This window comes from Pauljensenia sp. 20925_1_34 (assembly GCF_041432775.1).
In the GTDB taxonomy this organism is placed as follows: domain Bacteria; phylum Actinomycetota; class Actinomycetes; order Actinomycetales; family Actinomycetaceae; genus Pauljensenia.
In genome coordinates this window covers 1-16,557 of record NZ_JAPWAG010000016.1, presented here as the reverse complement: position 1 = coordinate 16,557, position 16,557 = coordinate 1, and the positions used below count along the sequence as shown (strand labels likewise).

At 68.4% G+C, this 16,557-nt stretch carries 13 protein-coding genes, 2 tRNA genes and 1 riboswitch; of the genes, 12 read left to right on the top strand and 3 right to left on the bottom strand.

The annotated features are described in order from the left end of the window. Nucleotides 1-3: 3 nt before the first annotated feature. Nucleotides 4-1,131, bottom strand: a complete 1,128-nt coding sequence (gene serC, locus O3669_RS07120) for a phosphoserine transaminase (RefSeq protein ID WP_371524193.1) — start codon at nt 1,129-1,131, stop codon at nt 4-6. A 174-nt stretch (nt 1,132-1,305) separates the two neighbouring features. On the opposite strand from serC, the gene O3669_RS07115 reads away from it, so the two are divergent. From O3669_RS07115 to O3669_RS07085, 7 genes are all read left to right on the top strand, one after another. Further along, nucleotides 1,306-1,983 (top strand): metal-dependent transcriptional regulator, encoded by a 678-nt coding sequence (locus O3669_RS07115; protein WP_371524191.1) that lies wholly within the window; start codon nt 1,306-1,308, stop codon nt 1,981-1,983. A 249-nt stretch (nt 1,984-2,232) separates the two neighbouring features. Further along, a riboswitch (cyclic di-AMP (ydaO/yuaA leader) is annotated at nt 2,233-2,389 on the top strand. Nucleotides 2,390-2,391: 2 nt separating this feature from the next. After that, nucleotides 2,392-3,165: a C40 family peptidase gene (locus O3669_RS07110; RefSeq protein WP_315283064.1), complete on the top strand. Its 774-nt coding sequence runs from the start codon at nt 2,392-2,394 to the stop codon at nt 3,163-3,165. A 130-nt stretch (nt 3,166-3,295) separates the two neighbouring features. Next, entirely contained in the window at nt 3,296-4,228 is a 933-nt protein-coding gene (locus O3669_RS07105) for a universal stress protein (protein ID WP_295920491.1), read from the top strand. 149 nt (nt 4,229-4,377) lie between these two features. Then, nucleotides 4,378-4,450: transfer RNA gene (locus O3669_RS07100), tRNA-Arg, on the top strand. Nucleotides 4,451-4,466: 16 nt separating this feature from the next. Further along, the gene (locus tag O3669_RS07095; protein WP_371524190.1) at nt 4,467-5,384 is read left to right on the top strand and encodes a DMT family transporter; all 918 of its coding nucleotides are present in this window, start codon (nt 4,467-4,469) and stop codon (nt 5,382-5,384) included. A 25-nt stretch (nt 5,385-5,409) separates the two neighbouring features. Beyond that, nucleotides 5,410-9,654 carry a prevent-host-death family protein gene (locus O3669_RS07090; protein ID WP_371524189.1) on the top strand — a complete coding sequence of 1,415 codons (4,245 nt, stop codon included), beginning with the start codon at nt 5,410-5,412 and terminating at the stop codon, nt 9,652-9,654. After that, nucleotides 9,647-9,868, top strand: coding sequence for a toxin (locus tag O3669_RS07085; protein WP_371524188.1), 222 nt, complete (start codon nt 9,647-9,649; stop codon nt 9,866-9,868). The genes O3669_RS07090 and O3669_RS07085 overlap by 8 nt, the downstream gene beginning before the upstream one ends. 817 nt (nt 9,869-10,685) lie before the next feature. Here O3669_RS07085 and mscL read toward each other — a convergent pair. Both mscL and O3669_RS07075 read right to left on the bottom strand, forming a co-directional pair. Then, nucleotides 10,686-11,078 carry a large conductance mechanosensitive channel protein MscL gene (mscL, locus tag O3669_RS07080; protein ID WP_371524187.1) on the bottom strand — a complete coding sequence of 131 codons (393 nt, stop codon included), beginning with the start codon at nt 11,076-11,078 and terminating at the stop codon, nt 10,686-10,688. A gap of 285 nt (nt 11,079-11,363) precedes the next feature. After that, a complete protein-coding gene (locus O3669_RS07075; RefSeq protein ID WP_371524186.1) occupies nt 11,364-12,008 on the bottom strand; it encodes a 5-formyltetrahydrofolate cyclo-ligase in 645 nt (214 codons plus the stop codon). A 39-nt stretch (nt 12,009-12,047) separates the two neighbouring features. On the opposite strand from O3669_RS07075, the gene O3669_RS07070 reads away from it, so the two are divergent. From O3669_RS07070 to O3669_RS07050, 5 genes are all read left to right on the top strand, one after another. After that, nucleotides 12,048-12,971: a UTP--glucose-1-phosphate uridylyltransferase gene (locus O3669_RS07070; RefSeq protein WP_371524185.1), complete on the top strand. Its 924-nt coding sequence runs from the start codon at nt 12,048-12,050 to the stop codon at nt 12,969-12,971. Nucleotides 12,972-12,976: 5 nt separating this feature from the next. Next, nucleotides 12,977-14,203, top strand: coding sequence for a gephyrin-like molybdotransferase Glp (gene glp, locus O3669_RS07065; protein WP_295919108.1), 1,227 nt, complete (start codon nt 12,977-12,979; stop codon nt 14,201-14,203). Continuing rightward, a complete protein-coding gene (locus O3669_RS07060) occupies nt 14,200-14,898 on the top strand; it encodes a GNAT family N-acetyltransferase (protein ID WP_371524214.1) in 699 nt (232 codons plus the stop codon). Before glp ends, O3669_RS07060 begins: the two co-directional genes overlap by 4 nt. A gap of 306 nt (nt 14,899-15,204) precedes the next feature. After that, nucleotides 15,205-16,251: a hypothetical protein gene (locus O3669_RS07055; RefSeq protein ID WP_371524184.1), complete on the top strand. Its 1,047-nt coding sequence runs from the start codon at nt 15,205-15,207 to the stop codon at nt 16,249-16,251. A 142-nt stretch (nt 16,252-16,393) separates the two neighbouring features. Continuing rightward, nucleotides 16,394-16,469, top strand: a tRNA-Ala gene (locus O3669_RS07050). The last annotated feature ends 88 nt before the right edge of the window (nt 16,470-16,557 follow it).

The following is a 16,557-nucleotide window of genomic DNA, read 5'->3' as shown; positions in this document are numbered from 1 at the left end:
CGCTTAGAGGACCCGCTCCAGGCAGTAGTCGATGCACTCCAGGAGCGCCTCGACGTCGCCGATCTGCACGCTGGGCCAGGTGCCGATGCGCAGCTGGTTGGCACCCACGCCGCGGTAGGCGCCGATGTCCACGATGCCGTGGGCACGCAGGTGCGCGGCCAGGTCGGAGGCCTTGACGTCGGCGTTGATCTCGATCGTCGCCGTGACGGGCGAGCGCCACGCCTCCTCGGCCACGAACGGGTAGAGCGCCGGGTGTGCGATCGCCCAGTCGTAGACGAGGGACGAGGCCTGGGCGCAGTGGGCGCTCACGGCCTCCATTCCGCCGAGCTCGTTGAGCCACGCGACCTGGCGCTGCGCCATGATGATGGTCGCCAGGGCCGGGGTGTTGAGCGTCTGGTCCTTGCGCGAGTTGTCGATCGCGGCGGATAGGGAGAGGAACTGGGGGATCCAGCGTCCGCCCGGGGCGGCCTCGATAGCGTGGGCGCGCTCGATGGCGGCGGGGGAGAGGATGGCCACCCACAGGCCGCCGTCCGAACCGATGGCCTTTTGCAGCGAGAAGTAGTAGGCGTCGACCTGGGTGAGGTCCACGGGCGCGGCACCCGCGATGGAGGTGGCATCCACGAGGGTCAGCGCGCCGGGCGCATCCACACGGTAGACGGGGGAGGTGACGCCCGTCGAGGTTTCGTTGTGCGGGTAGGCGTACGCGTCGACGCCCTCGGCGGCCGAGCGCGGTGCTAGCGTGACCAGGGAACCCGCCACGGCCTCGTCGATGAGGGGAGCGGCCAGGTGTGGTGCGCGCTCGGCTGAGGTGGCGAACTTCGCTCCGAAAGCGCCCCAGGAGCCGAAGGCCGCGCGCGAGGAGATGAGGCACGCGCAGGCCGCGTCCCAAAACGCGGAGGCGCCGCCGTTGCCCAGGACGACCTCGTAGCCGTCGGGAATGTTCAGGAGCGTGCGCAGACCCTCCTTGAGGGAGGCGACGACGCTGCGCACGGGGGCCGCGCGGTGGGAGGTACCCATGAGGAGGGGAGTGAAGAGGGCTTCGAGCTGGTCGATGCGCACCACGGAAGGGCCGCAGCCGAAGCGGCCGTCGGCGGGCAGGAGGACCGGGTCAATGTCGGGGAAAGCCACCATGTCCACAGCCTAACCCTGCGCGCGGATCTATTTCCATCATGCCCATTGATCGAATTAGGGTGAAAAAGCGCACGTCACGACGCGCACTTTTTCGCATGAGTGTGTCGATTCCATCCAAGAAAAGGAAGGTCACCCTATCCTGGTGTTCGTAGGTGCCCCTTGAAGGAGGACGACGTGGCAGACCTGATTGACACCACCGAGATGTATCTCAAGACCATTCTTGAGCTCGAGGAAGACGGGGTGACGCCCCTGCGCGCCCGCATTGTGGATCGCCTGGGACATTCCGGGCCGACGGTGTCGCAGACGGTCGCGCGCATGGAGCGCGATGGGCTGCTGCACGTGATGGGGGACCGGCGTCTGGAGCTGACCGAGGAGGGGCGCGCGCATGCGACCGAGGTGCTGCGCAAGCATCGCCTGGCCGAGCGCCTGCTGCTCGACGTCATCGGGCTGGAGTGGGCACAGGTCCACGACGAGGCCTGCCGATGGGAGCACGTGATGAGCGACGCTGTTGAGGCGCGCCTGGCGGAGCTGCTTCACGATCCCACGCTCGATCCCTACGGCAACCCCCTGCCGGGCGTGAGCGGTGCTGAGCGCCTGCACTCCGCGGAGCTGGCGGTGCGCTCGCTTGAGTCGGGCGCGCTGACCCTGGCGCGCATCGGCGAACCCATCCAGGCTGCCCCTGAGTTGCTGGCCGCCTTCGACGAGCTGGGCCTGCGTCCGGGCGCGCGCGTGGGCTTGTCGGCGCACGGCGACGTCGTGCGCGTCTCCGCGCTCGACGAGGCCGGGGAGGTTCGCGGTTACCTGACCATCGCGATGCCACTGGCCGCTCACCTGTTCGTGCGCGGCGAGTAGGCGCGAGTGTGACGAGGCCGGGGCCCATTCGGGTCTCGGCCTTCGTTTTGCACGGAAACGAGCCTATCTCGGATTATGGAATAAGTGTGACGAGTTAGTGATAGGCCCAGTTTTCCCCGAAATCGCAGGGCTCAAATGTCACGAAATGATAACGGTGGGGTATTGAGGGGTGTTGACGTGTTACCGGAACGTGACATTGACCAGCTGTGCAGGCTATAGTGAGTACCGGTCATCAGACCAACCGCCCATCCGGCACCCGAAGTGAGACAACGGATGGTGTGGAAACAGCGTCTCACGCGGGGAACCCATTTCCGGCTCCTCGTAGCCTTGGGGTGAAGCTCGCACGCCGAGCCGGGCCTCCCGCCCGAACCCGACAGCTAACCTCGCAGGGAAACAGGGAGAAAACGAGTGAAGACTTCTAAGCCTGCTCCGCGTCACCGCCTGGCACGCCGCCCCATGACCGCCGCTGTGGTCGAGGGCGTGGCCCCCACGAACGCCGCTCGCCCGATCGCCTTCGCGTCGGCAGCCGGTGTTGCGCTGACCGCGATTGCCGCCGGTGTCGCTAACGCCGCCCCGGCCACCCCCCAGTCCGAGCCGCAGAGCGCGGACCTGAACACCACGACCATTGCGGTCGATGATGTCACCACGGTTGAGGTTCCCGATATCGCGTGGACCGCCGAGGATGACGTCGTCGCGTCCGTCACCGCCGAGGCGCCCCCGGCCCCCGAGCCGGAGCCGGCGCCCGCCGCTGCGGCCCCCGCCGCCGCCAACGACAACTCCGAAGGCGCCGCCTCGCGCTCGGAGACCCGCGGCGAGGCCACCTCGACCGACACCTCCGCCCGCCAGGCCGCCGTGAACGCCGCTGGCTCCGACATCGTGTCCGTCGCCCTGGGCCTGACCGGCATCCCCTACGTCTACGGTGGCGAGACCCTCGCTGGCCTGGACTGCTCGGGTCTGGTCAAGTACGCCTACGCGGCCGCTGGCATCAACCTGCCCCACTCCTCCTCCGCTCAGACCGCTGGCGGCACCATCGTGTCCGACCCGCAGCCCGGCGACATCGTGTCCTACCCCGGTCACGTCGCCATCTACATCGGCAACGGCCAGATGGTTGAGGCGACGGTCCCCGGCCGCCTGTCTCAGATCTCGCCGGTGCGCGGTGGCGCCACCTACGTGCGCTACTGAGCAGCGTTAACTCTTTACAATCGCCGCAGCCCTCGGGCTGCGGCGATTGTCTTGTCTGCGGCCTCTTGGGCTTTCGCGCAGCGTCAAAATACGGCACAATATAAGTGACTGCCACCACGAGGAGGACATGATGAGTTCTACCGAAGTCATTCTGGTCGGTGTCGATGGCTCGAAGGAGAGCCTTGCCGCCGTCACATGGGCCGCTGATCGCGGCGCGCGCACCGGAGCGCGCATCCATTGCCTGTGCACCTACGCGCTGGCCTCCTACTCTGCCGCCGCCCTCGACGGCGGGTACGCCGTTCTTGACGACGAGGCCCTCAAGGCCGGTGCCGAACAGGTCGTCGAGGAAGCCAAGGCGCTGGCCCGTGAGCGCGGCGCCGCGCACGTGTCCGGCTCGACGGAGCCGGGCGACCCGGCGGGCGTCCTCATCGACTTCTCCGCCGAGGTCGACATGATCGTCGTCGGTTCGCGCGGTGGGGGAGGCTTCGCCGATCGTCTCCTTGGCACCGTCTCCTCGGCCCTGCCCGCGCACGCCAAGTGCCCCGTCGTCGTGGTTCCGCGCCACACCTCGGGCAAGAAGTTCACGCCCGTCGATCGCATCGTCGTGGGCATCGACGGCACGGACCAGCCCTCGTGCGCCCTCAAGCGCGCGATCGACGAGGCCCGCGTGTGGAACGCTCGCGTGACCGCCGTCTCGGCCGTGCCGATCGCCGCTGGCCCCTCCGTCATGGCGTGGACCCCGACGGGCGTTGACCACTCGGCGCTGCTCGCCCAGGTCCGCGAAGGCATGGACGCCGCCATTGACGCTGTCCTTGACGGCGACGACATGCACGTCTCACGTCACGCTCTTGACGGCTCCGCGGCGTCGCTGCTCATCGAGTTCTCCACCGCCGTCGACCTGGTCGTCGTCGGCACGCGCGGGCGCGGCGGCCTGGCCGGGGTCCTCCTCGGATCGACCTCGCAGACCGTGCTCCACCACTCCACCTGCCCCGTCATGGTCGTGCCCTCCGCCCACCTGGGCGAGGGAGCGACCGCCGTCCACACGGAGTGGGAACGCCGCTAAGGTGCCACTGACGAGGCCGGGGCGTCCCTGCGAAGGGACCCCGGCCTCGTCTATGTGCGCAATGTCCCGCGCGAGGACGCGCCTCCCGGGGTGGATGAGGCGGCGACGGCGCGCCCACTTTGCTACAGTGGGCGCGGACAACTTGTCACGCCCTCGTAGCTCAGGGGATAGAGCACCGCTCTCCTAAAGCGGGTGTCGGACGTTCGAATCGTCTCGGGGGCACTGTTGAGGGGTTTTCATGCGCAATGCCGTCGGGTACATTGTGACCATTGTGGCCGCCCTCTGCTGGGGCGCCTCCGGTGTGTCCGCCGACTATCTGATGACCGGCCACGGCATTGAGCTCACCCTCATTAGCTTCTGTCGCATGTTCACTGCCGGTGTGCTCACCATCGCCTCCGCCCTGGCTCGCTCGCGTGGGATCACCCCCGCCCATCGTGAGCTCGTCACGAGCGCGCGCAACTGGCGCACCCTCGTCGTCTACGCGCTCTTCGGCCTCGCCGCCTGTCAAATTAGCTACATGGAGGTCATCCGCGCATCGAACGCCGGGACGGGCACCGTCCTCCAATACCTCGGCCTCATTCTCATCGTCGTCTGGGTGTGCCTGAGCCACCGCCGCTGGCCGCGCGCCGCCGAGGTCGTCGCCATCGTCCTGGCCCTGTCCGGCACTTTTCTGCTCTCCACGCACGGGTCACTGGATACCCTCGCTCTCACGCCCGTCACGCTCGCCTGGGGAGCCGTCGCCGCCCTCACGCTCGCGACCTACACGCTCCTACCGGCGCGCCTCATCGCAGCCTACGGCGCCGAGCTCGTCGTCGGCTACGGCCTGATCATCGCCGGAGCCGGGGTGGGCCTCGTCGGGCGAGTCTGGCGTTACTCGATCACGTGGACGCCCGACGTTGTACTCGCCATGACAATCACGGTCGTGCTGGGCACCGCTGTCGCCTTCACCGCCTACCTGTGGGGCGTGGACCGCATCGGACCCGTGCGCGCGTCGCTCGTGGGATGCGTCGAACCCATCGCTGCCACCGGCTTTTCCGCCCTCATCATGGGAAGCTCCTACACGGGTGCCGACATCGTCGGCATGGCCCTCATCATCGGAGCTGTTGTGACCATTTCCCTGGTCGACCTCATCCGGGCGCGCCGCGTCACACAATAAGGGGCTACTGCCGTAGGGTGGAAACGTGGTTCCTAGTATCTTTTCGCGCCGTTCCGCTCCAGAGCCCGAGGTCACCGAGGCCTCGTCCACGTCGACGCACCCGACCACCCTTGTCGGTCAGGCGCGCACCGCGTGGCGCACACGACTCGAGGAGACCATCGCCGCCGACAGCAAGAACCTGCCGACGCTGTCGCTGACCGAGGCCCACCCCGGCGGCCTGGCCCAGCTCTTCACCGAACACCCGGTGCGCCTCAGCCTGCTCATCCGCGAACCCATCGCCCTAGGACGCGCGCTCGGCCGGGCCCGAGCGATCATCGCCCGCTCCGAGGAGCGCTCCGCCGCGCACGGCACAGGGCCCATCCACCTGGCCATTGGAACCGCGTCGTGGCGACACGGGACCGAGATCATCACCGCCCCCGCCCTCCTGCGCCCCGTGCGCCTCGTGCGGCGCGACGACGACGTGCTCATCGCCGTCGGACACGGCGCGCTGCTGGCCCCCGAGCTCGAAAACGCCCTGCGCGGCGCCGGCGTCGACATCGACGGGCGCGACATTCTCGCCCAGGCCACCGGACACCATGGATTCTCCTCCTCCCAGGCCATGAGCGCCCTGCGCCAGGCCTGCGGCGTCCTGGCGCGCTTCGAACTGCGCGACGAGCTGGTCGTCGGCCTCTTCAGCCACCCCGCGGGCCCCCTGTCCGCCAGCCTCGACTCCGACATCGAGGCCCTGGCTGACTCCACGGTCATCCGCGCGCTCGCCGGGGACCAGGACGCGCTGCGCGACCTGACAGGCGATCCCCTGACGCGCAACCCCGGCGACCGTGACCCCTGGGCCGAGAAGGGCGTCGGCGACCTAATCCCCGTCCAGCAGGATGCCGTCGAAGCCGCCTCCGAGGGGCGCTCCGTCCTCATCGACGTTCCCGCCCACAGCGACGACGCCTCCATCGTGGCCGCGATCCTCGCGGACGCCGCCGCGACCGGGCGTTCCGTCCTGCATGTGTCCACCGCGCCCTCGCGCTCGATCGCCGCCTACTCGCGCCTGGCGGACCTGGGCCTGTCCGACGTCGTCGCCAACATTGACGGATACTCCGACGCGAGGCGCTCCCTGGCCGCTCGCGTCAAGGAAGCGATCGACGACATGGCGCCCGTCGTCGACCAGGAGGCCGTCGACGCGATGCGTCAGAGGCTGCGCCATGTGCGCTCCTCCCTGGACTCCTACGCCCGCGCCCTGCACGAGCCCTACGGCCGCTTCGGCGTGTGCGCGGCCGACGCGCTGCGTGCTCTGACAGACCTCACCAGCGGTGACGACGCGCCAACGACGCGCGTGCGCCTGTCTGAGCAGGCCCTCTTCGACATCGCCACGGACCAGGGCGAGAGCGCCCGTGCTCTCCTGCGCGAAGCCCTCGACTCCGGCCGCCTGAGCGCAGGCGCATCCTCCGCCTGGTCCTCGGCGATCCTGACCTCAGACGAGCAGGCCTCCGACGCTCTCGTGCGCGTCAACCGGCTGGCTCAGGCCCTGCCTGAGCTGCGCGTCCACATCTCCGCCATCGCCGGCGAGGCCGGGATCAAGCCCGCCGCGACGCTGGCCCAGTGGGACCGCCAGCTCGCCATGTTCGACGGCATCGCCGACGTCCTCGACGTCTTCAAGCCCCGCGTCTTCGAGCGCAGCGCCGCCGACATGGTCATCGCAACCGCCCCCAAGCAGTGGCGCAAGGACCACGACATCACCATGAGCCGCGCCGAGCGTACGCGCCTGGTCAAGCAGGCCCAGGACCTCGTGCGCCCCGGCGTGCATGTGCCCGACCTGCACCGCGCCCTCATCCGCGTTCAGGAGCGCCGCGACGCCTGGTGCGCCGTGTGCGGCGACGACTCCTGGCCGATCCTGCCCGCCAAGATCGGAGAAATCTCGGCCCTGACCGACGCCGTGCGCGACGACCTCGACGCCATCGCCCCCGTGTTCGTGGCCGAGGAACCCGACCTGGTCGCCACCCACCTGCAGCGCCTGTCGGCCCTCATCGAGAAGTGGGCGGGCGACACCTCCGCCGCCCGCGACATCCCCGCGCGCCTCGAGATGCGCTCGCGCCTGGCCGTCCACGGCCTCGACAAGCTGGCCCAGGACCTGGCCGACCGCGCCGTGGCCGACAACCAGATCGACACCGAGCTCGACCTGGCCTGGTGGGCCTCCCTGCTGCGCGCCATGCTCGCGGCCCAGCCCGCGCTCGGCGGCATCGACCCCGCCTCCCTCGAGGAACTGACCCGCGAAGGACGCGACCTCGACGAGGCCCAGGTGGCCTCGCTCATCCCGCAGGCCATCACGGGCGTGCGCCGCATTCGCACGAACGCCCTGGCCGCTCGCCCCAGCCAGTACGAGGAGCTGCGCGAACTCCTCGAGGACGGGGCTGCGCCCTCCGACCTCGAGCTACTTATCGCCTACCCGCTCGTACGCCACCTGCTGCCCGTCCTCATGACGGTCCCCGCGATGGTGCCGATGCTGGCGCCTACCGGCCGCACCCTCGACATGGTCGTACTGGACGGCGCCGACGGGCTTCCCCTGGCGGAGCTGGCCCCCATCATCGCGCGCGGCCACCAGCTGGTCGTCATCGACGACCTCGCGGTCGCCTCTGAGCACGGCGCGACACGCACCCTGGCCTCCGTCCTGCCGACCCTGCGCGTCGAGCCCGGCCCGCGCCGCCTCAACGACCAGGTCGCGCTGCTGCTCGCCCGCTACGGCTACGAGCACGCGGGCATCCCCGTGCCGTGGACGGCCGCCAACGCGCCCGTGTCCGCCCGCTGGGTCGAGGCCACCGGCATGCCCGCCCCCGGTGCCCACGCCATCGAATCGACCACGGCCGAAGTGCGCGCCGTCGTCGACGCCGTCATCGAGCACGCCGTGGAATCCCCGGAGCGCTCCCTGGCCGTCGTCGCCATGTCCGACCGTCACGCGCGGCGCATCAAGGAAGCGCTGCACGCCGTGCGCTCCGACGAGCCCGGCCTGGCCTCGTTCTTCGACCCCGCTACCCCCGAACCCTTCGTCGTTGTCGGCCCCACCGAGGCGCTCGGACTCACGCGCGAGTCCCTGATCCTTTCCGTCGGCTTCGCGAAGACCCCCCACGGACGCGTCATCCACGACTTCGGCATCCTGTCCACCGAGGAGGGAGCCGACGCCCTGGCCGAGGTGCTGCGCGTCGTGCGCGGCGACCTCACGCTCGTGTCCTCGCTGCACAGCGAAGACATCGACCGCGACCGACTGCACCACGCAGGCTCGCGGATGCTCATGGACCTCCTCGAAATCGCCGAAGGGCACGCGGGCGAAGGCATGGACGCCTGGCCGGTCCTGGCCGGGGAACCCGACCGCCTGCTCGTCGACCTCGCCGACCACCTGTACTCCCGAGGCCTCGAGGTCGTCGCCAACGTCGGCATCCCCGGCGGCATGCGCGTCCCCTTGGCCATCGGACACCCGGCCTCACCCGGACGCCTTCTCCTCGCGGTCCTCACCGACGACGAGGAATACCTGGCCGAACCCAGCCAGCGCGTGCGCGACCGCGCCCGACCCCGCTGGCTCGAAGCCCAGGGCTGGCACGTCTACACCGCCCTGTCCATGGCCCTGTTCATCGACCCGGAAAAGGAATGCTCCGCGATCGTCGACGCAGTCTTGGACGCCCTCGACGAGCTGCAGGTTCACGCCGATGTCCCCGCCGTCGCCGTACCCGAGCGCGTGAGCGACGACGACGCGGACGAGGCCCCTGCCGAAGCTCCGACCGCCTCCGACGAGGCTGACGACAACACCGAATCTGAGGAACGTGCCGACCCGGTCGATCCCGAGAAGCGCGCCGATTCCGAGGACCACGCCCCGGCCTCGGCGAACGATCCTGACGAGGCCCCCGCCGCCAAGCCGCGCCCGCCCATGTTGGACGACGGCCTCGACGAGGAATCCAAGCGCCGCAAGAAGGCCGACGAGGACACCACCGGCATGCTCCTGGAGATCAAGCGCAAGGAACGCGCCTCCGAGGAGCACCGTGGGCCCCGACCCGCGATCGCCAAGGGCCTGCCCCTGGCTGCCTACTCCGACGATCAGCTCGACGAGATGGCCACCTGGGTGCGTTCTGACGGCGTGGAGCGCACCGACCTGGAGACCGCCGAAGAGCTGCGCGAGGCCCTGGGCATCACGCGACGCGGCTTCCAGTCCGATGCTGTCCTGGGCAACGTCGTGCGCCGTACCAAGCCCGCGTCCAACGCCGCCGACGCGGACGACGAGGGCTACGGCGATGAGTGAGCCCGCTCCGCGCAAGCGCCGCCGCGTCGCGCGCTTCGTGTCCGACGTGGACCGCCGTCTCATTGCCGAGGGCCTGCCGCCCTCCTGGGAAGATCGCGTACGGCCCGAGGACACGCGCCCCGGCTCCATGGCCGACGCCCCCGAGCGGGGCGACGGAGCCAACGACGCGCGCCTGCTCGACAACGTGCCCCCGCACGCCCAGGCGCGAGCCTAAGGCCGAGTTCTGTCCGGTGCCCTGTTTCTGGTCACCTGCGGGCCCGGCTGCGCATCGACGGGTTAGCGTTCCCACCTGTGGGGCCCGGCTGCGTGTCGGTGCGGTGCAGTGATCGGGGTTTGTCCCAAACCGCAGTCCATTTCAGTGAATATTGCCGAAAATGGCGCGATTTGGGCGAAGTGGACTGCGCTTTGAGCAAGGCGAGAGGCTTGATGGGCCCGATGGGTGGTGCCCCGCGCCCTTGGATGCGCACGTTAACCCTTGAGGTGGAGCATGGGCGAGGTTGCCCATGCTCCACCTATAGGGCCCAGCTGCGCATTGACGGGTTAGCGTTCCCACGTGTGGGGCCCAGCTGCGGATCGACGGGTTAGCGTTCCCGCCTGTGGGACCCGGCTGCGGATCGACGAGTGTGCGCGACCAGTTGTCGGGTGCGGGGCCTCTGTCGCCTTCGTGTGTGCAATGTGCTCGACGCTCCGTTGCGCCATGACGTGTCGTGTCACGCCGCTTCAGGCATGGTTCCCCAACAATGTCGCACGTAATTCCCCCCGGACTATTTCAAATTTTGAAGTCGCATCGTTGGAATCATGCGGTTTGTTGGGGTGCTCAGAAAAGTAAGGGTACCCAAATTACGTGCGAGATTTGGGGGTGCGGCTGTGTGCAGCGGCGCATCGCAGCGCTGCGGCGCGGCAGTGTGCTGCGTTGAGGCGTGCTGAGGCGCATTGCAGCGTTGAGGGTACGACACGTCGGCGTGTGGATACAAAAAAGCGGCGGGGCCGATGTGTATCGGCCCCGCCGCTATCCCCAGAGGGGGCAAGGATCAGGCGCGGTCGCCCCTGGCGAGAGCGTCGCGGATCTCGGTGAGGAGCTTGACCTCGTCGGAGACCTCCTTGGGGGCCGCATCCTCGGACTTCTTCATGCGCTTGGCCAGGTAGTTCATGGGCAGCACGAGGAAGAAGTAGAGCGCGAATGCCATGATCAGGAAGTTGATGACAGCGGTCAGCAGAACACCGAACGTAATGTCGGTGCCATGGAACGTGACGATGAAGGCCTTCGAGAAGTCCGGCTTGCCGACGGCGGCAGCGATGAGAGGGTTGATAACGCCGTTAACGAGGGCGTCGACGATGTTCTTGAAGGCACCACCGATGATGACACCGACGGCCAGCTCGATGACGTTGCCGCGAGCGATGAATTCCTTGAAGCCCTTAAGCATGGGATCTCCTGTCGTGAAGGGTGTCGGCTTTGCCGACAAGACTGGATCGCCGAGAGGATCGGCGTGGCGGGCCGGAGCCGCCGGGGCCTGACGCCACGCGGGCGCGCTGTTACCACGGAGAACATTAGGGGGACTTTGGTCTGAAAGATAGTATTTAGGGAGTAATGTTCGTCGCACTTTCTGTAATTTGGTCAAAGATTGCTGAAATTGAGCCGAAAAGTAATCTCTGAGAGCTGCGTGACAAACGAGTGTCAAGTACATCGCCGGTCGTTGTAAGGGGCTGTCTTAGCGGTCCTGGACCCATATCGTGCGCGTGGGCGTCATGATCGCGTCGATCGGCACGTCGTGGCCCTCACGGGGGATCGTTCCCGGCGCGAGCACCTCGTCGTCAAAGACGACGGCGACCACCGGCGTCGAAGGCGTGCGGTGGGGGAGCGTGCGGTCGTACCACCCTCCGCCCTGGCCCATGCGTGTCCCGTCCGGGCTTGCCGCCAGCGCCGGGACAAGAATCAGATCCGCCTTCTTGAGTGTATCCGCGCCGAGCGCAGGACCGGGCGGCTGAGCGGGAGGCCGCCCTGGCATCACCAACGCCTGCCCAGCCTCCCACAAGCCCCAGCGCGGTCCCGGCAGGGCTGCCCCGGCCTCGTCGAGGAGGATGGGCAGGAGCGCGCGAGGGAACAGGTCCAGCGTGAGGGAGAGATCTGGCTCTAGGGGAGTGGAGACGAAGAGCGCGGGCAGGGTGACTCCGCCCATTGACGAGGCCAGGGCGCGTACCTGGGAGGCGATTCCTGCCGCCTCGGCGCGGTGGTGTACGAAGGTGTGCGCTTGGTTAGTTTTGGAGGGGGGTGTGATGGTGTCGGTCGCGGCGGCAGCGCGGCGAGCCCTGCGGCGAGCGCGAATCTCCGCGCGGAGAGTTGTTTTTGTGGCCATCGTCTCCCTTTCGGGCGGTTTCTTCGCTACCCTTGCAGTATGTCAGATAAAAATCAGCCCGTCGTGCACGCCGTTGTCCCCTCGGCCGGTCGTGGAACCCGCTTCCTGCCCATCACCAAGTCGGTCCCCAAGGAGATGCTCCCCGTCGTCGACCGCCCCTCGATCGAGTACATCGTTCGCGAGGCCACCGACGCTGGCATCAAGGATGTCCTGTTTGTTACCCGCGCGGGTAAGCAGGCCATCGAAGACTACTTCGACGCCGAGCCCGGCCTCGAGGCCGACCTGGAGAAGGCCGGCAAGGAAAAGGCTCTCGAGTACGTCAACGAGTACAAGAAGTACGCGCGCGTCCACTCCGTGCGCCAGGGCCACCCCCTGGGCCTGGGCCACGCGATCCTTCAGGCCAAGTCCCACGTGGGCGACGCCCCCTTCGCGGTCCTGCTGCCCGACGACCTCATGGAGCCGGGATCGCAGCTGCTGCGCAAGATGATCCAGGTCCGCGAGGCGCTCGGCGGTAGCGTTGTCGCCCTGCTCAAGGTCACCCCCGAGCAAGCCACGGCCTACGCCTCGACCGCCGTTGAGGTCCTGCCGATTCCCGAGGGCGTCGAGCTGGAGGAAGGCCAGCTCATGCGCATCACGGACGTCACCGAGAAGCCCCCGCTCGAGGAAGTCAAGTCCGAGTACGCGGTCGTCGGCCGCTACCTGCTGGACCCGGCCGTGTTCACGGCCCTCGAAAACATCGAACCGGGCGCCGGCGGTGAGTATCAGCTCACAGATGGGTACGCGCGCATGATCGACCTCCCCGAAGAACAGGGTGGAGGGCTGTACGGTGTAGTCATCGACGAGCGACGCTTCGATACCGGGGACAAACTCGGCTACCTCGAAGCTAACGTCACGCTCGCCCTTGAGGACCCGACGCTTGGAGGGGAACTCAGGGAGTTCCTGCGCTCCAAGCTCGAGGACTGAGAACCATGCGAAGCGTTGCCGACTTCTACCAGGACTGCCAGGCCGTCGCTCACGCGGTGCCCCCGCTCGACGTCAAGCTCGCCGACGCGGTGAGCTGCGTGCTCGCGGAGGACGTGCAGGCCCCCTTCAACCTCCCGGTCGCTGACCTGTCCGCGTGTGACGGGTACGCCGTGCGCGTGCGCGACTGCGAGGGAGCCACCCTGGAGACGCCGGTGACGCTTCCCGTCACCGAGGAGATCCGCGCCGGGGCCGTCGACCCCGCCGCCCTCGTGCCCGGCACCGCGATCCGTATCGCGTCGGGCGCGCCCATGCCCTCGGGCGCCGAGGCCGTGGTCTCCCTCGAGTTCACCGACCACGGAGTCGCCCAGGTCGCCCTGCGCACCGCCCCGGCCAGCGGAGAGAATATCCGCCGCCGCGCCGAGGACGTTGCGCAGGGTGACACCGTGCTGCGCGCCGGTACGCGTATCGGCGCGCGCCAGATGGCACTCCTGGCCGGCGTGGGCCGTGACCACGTGCTCGTTCACCCGCGACCGCGCGTCGTCATCATCTCTATTGGCGACGAGATCGTCGAACCCGGCGGCGAGGCCCGCCCCGGCACCGTCTTCGACGCCAACGGTCACGCTCTGGCCACCGCCGTTGCTGACGCCGGCGCCGAAACTTTCCGCGTCGCGGCCGTCCCCGACGAGCGAAGCCGCCTGCGCGAAACGATCGAGGACCAGCTGGTGCGCGCCGACCTCGTCCTGACGACCGGCGGCATCTCCTACGGCAGCGGCGACACGGTCCGCGAGGTCCTCGGGGCGCTCGGCACGGTTCGTTTCGACAGCGTCGCCGCCTGGCCCGGCCACATCATGGGCGTGGGCACCGTCGGCGCCGAGGAGGGGCGCCCCGGCACTCCGATCGTCTGCCTGCCCGGCGATCCCGTCTCCGCCCAGGTCTGCTTCGAGGTCTTCGTGCGCCCCGCCCTGCGTCACATGCAGGGCTGGACCGCCGTCAACCGCCCCGTCGTGCGCGCCGTCATCGACCGCTCCTGGTACTCCCCGCGCGGCCGCCGTGAATTCGTTCGCGTGCGCCTGACCGGCTCCCCGCGCGCCGGCTACAACGCTTCCGTCATGGGAACCCCGGCCTCGTTGCTGCTGTCCGCGCTCGCGGACTCCAACGCGCTGGCGGTCGTCCCCGAGGATGTCACGAACGTGCGCGCTGGGGACACCCTCCAGTGCCTGGTCCTCGAATGATCTGCTTCCTGCGGCGCTCCAGGTGCGTGTGGGGGCGCGACATCGACATGCTCACGCTGCGCGTCGCTGACCCGGTCGGGCGCGGTTTCCTACGTCCGGGCCCTCCCGGCAGCGCGAACCCGCGCGAGCTCGTCGTGCGTCCCGTGCGCGGCCAGGAGCATCGGACGCTCGATGCGGTGCGTCGCGCCGACGGGCACTGGCTGCGCCCGTGGGAGGCGACGTTGCCTCCGGACTCGCTCGAGCATATCCCCACGTTCTCGCAGTACATGCGCCGCGCCGAGCGCGACCATCGCGAGGGGACCGGCCTGGTTTTTGGCGTACTGATCGATGGGCGTTTCGTCGGCCAGTTCACCGTCTCCAACGTGCACTGGGGTGCGATGTCGTCGGGGATGCTGGGTTACTGGATCGTGTCGGATTGGGCGGGACGAGGCCTGGGTTCCCTGGTTGCTGCGCTCGTCCTTGATCTGGTGGTGGGGGAGCTCGGCCTGCACCGGGTTGAGGTGTGCGTGCGCCCGGAGAATGAGCGTTCGTTGGGCGTGTGCCGAGGTCTCGGCTTGGTCGAGGAGGGGCTGCGTCCCCGCTTCATGCACATTGCGGGCCAGTGGGCCGATCATGTGGCGTTCTTTATCGATGCCGAGTCGCTGCCTGAGGGTGGGCTCGTGCAGCGGCGCTGGGGGAGCTCGGCGATTAGCTGAGTGCGCGGGCGCGGGTGTGTGGGCCGCGTTTGACGGTGTGCGTGGCGTCGGCACGTCGGCGCCGCGCGGATGCTGGCCCGAGGCGTGGGTGTCCACCGTTGTTCCCTACCGTTTGGGAGAAATGTCGTGTTCTCGTGTGGAGAGGGAGGCATGTTTGACGACAGTCTCACCTTGGGTCCCGAAAGGGCGGCTGTCGAGCGCTGACTGCCCCGGCCTCGGCGATACTGGTGGGGCACGTGTTACTACTGTGATAATTGTTATCGATTCAGAACTTACCGTCAGGTTTGAGAGTCCGACACGCCCAATATGAGCAAACTTGCTACTCACAAACCACCCTACGTTGAGGGGGTGGAAATTGGTGGACTCGTCATCGCAGCGGTATTCGTCTCGCTTCTCGCGACCGTACCGCAGTTGGTCGCGCGCCGAATGGCCATCGTTGAGTCTCGTGAAATTGACCGATTCTCCCCGAGCCTGCGCATGATTCGTACGAATGCGTCAGAATTAGATATGTGCGATCGCGCCAGTGGAACGATCCTGGCTCGGCGCGCACTGACGAGCGGAGGAAGCATGTACACGGCCACCACTGGACGTACCCGGCCCGTCATCGATCGCCGCAATAATAAGGCGGTCCGAGACATCGCCCGGCTGCGCGCCCGCCGCGCAGCGCGCCTCGCCGCCGAGAGCGCCGCGGGACGCCGCCGCATGGTCATCACCGGCGTGTGCGCGCTCTCCACCGTGATCCTTGGCATCGTTATTGCCGCAACCTCGATCGCCTGGGCGTGGATTGCCCTGCCGATTGCCGCTCTCGTTGCCTCGCTGTCGACCTCCCGCGTCGCGGCTATCCGCTCGCAGCGCGCCTCCGAGCGCGAGGTTGAGTTGCTGACCAAGCTGCGCGCCGACGTGCGCGGTGGACGCCCCGCAGCCTCCGCGCCGAAGGCCCGTCCCGCGCAGAGCTCGTTTACGCGCGACGAGGCCGTGGCTGCCCCGCGCGCGTCCGTGTCGTCTGATGTCGCACCTGCGGCCTCCGAGTCTGCTCCGACGACTGGCTCCGTGCCCTCCCTCGTGTTCAACGTCGAGGTCCCCGAGGCCGTTGAGGTTGCCGACACCCCCGCGCGCGCATGGACGGTCGCCCCGATCCCCGCGCCGACCTACGCCTCCCGCGACCGCGTGCGCGGCCGCATCGTCCATGCCGACACTGACCTGCGCGGTATTCCGCGCATCACGGCGGCCATCCCCGCGCGCCCCATCGCGCAGACCGCCCAGGTTGGGGCTCGCTCCACCGAAGAGGTCGTCGCAGACCAGGTCGTCGCCCTGGACCTGGACGCCGTCCTGGACGCGCGCCGGGCCCAGTAGGGCTGCTTCTTGCTGTCGTTGCCGCGCCGCGAGCCACCTGGCTCGCGGCGCGGTTCTTTGCCTTGCGGTGGTGGGCCGGTGGCTGCCTGTTCGTGTCGGCTTGCGTGATCGTCTGAGAGGGTGCTAAGGTATATCCGTCCTTGGGGCTATGGCGCAGTTGGTAGCGCGTCTCGTTCGCAATGAGAAGGTCGGGGGTTCGAATCCCCCTAGCTCCACCACACACCGACATCCGATCGCGGATGTCGGATTTTTATTTGCCCGGACGCGCTCCGCCTCGCGGATAGGTAGGGTGATAGGACACTGCGT

Excerpts from the sequence above, each read along its gene's own strand:
- O3669_RS07095 (WP_371524190.1), top strand. The coding sequence starts at position 4,467 with ATGCGCAATGCCGTCGGGTACATTGTGACCATTGTGGCCGCCCTCTGC.
- O3669_RS07060 (WP_371524214.1), top strand. The coding sequence starts at position 14,200 with ATGATCTGCTTCCTGCGGCGCTCCAGGTGCGTGTGGGGGCGCGACATC.
- mscL (WP_371524187.1), bottom strand. The coding sequence starts at position 11,078 with ATGCTTAAGGGCTTCAAGGAATTCATCGCTCGCGGCAACGTCATCGAG.
- O3669_RS07070 (WP_371524185.1), top strand. The coding sequence starts at position 12,048 with ATGTCAGATAAAAATCAGCCCGTCGTGCACGCCGTTGTCCCCTCGGCC.
- serC (WP_371524193.1), bottom strand. The coding sequence starts at position 1,131 with ATGGTGGCTTTCCCCGACATTGACCCGGTCCTCCTGCCCGCCGACGGC.
- O3669_RS07085 (WP_371524188.1), top strand. The coding sequence starts at position 9,647 with ATGAGTGAGCCCGCTCCGCGCAAGCGCCGCCGCGTCGCGCGCTTCGTG.
- O3669_RS07105 (WP_295920491.1), top strand. The coding sequence starts at position 3,296 with ATGAGTTCTACCGAAGTCATTCTGGTCGGTGTCGATGGCTCGAAGGAG.
- glp (WP_295919108.1), top strand. The coding sequence starts at position 12,977 with ATGCGAAGCGTTGCCGACTTCTACCAGGACTGCCAGGCCGTCGCTCAC.
- O3669_RS07055 (WP_371524184.1), top strand. The coding sequence starts at position 15,205 with ATGAGCAAACTTGCTACTCACAAACCACCCTACGTTGAGGGGGTGGAA.
- O3669_RS07075 (WP_371524186.1), bottom strand. The coding sequence starts at position 12,008 with ATGGCCACAAAAACAACTCTCCGCGCGGAGATTCGCGCTCGCCGCAGG.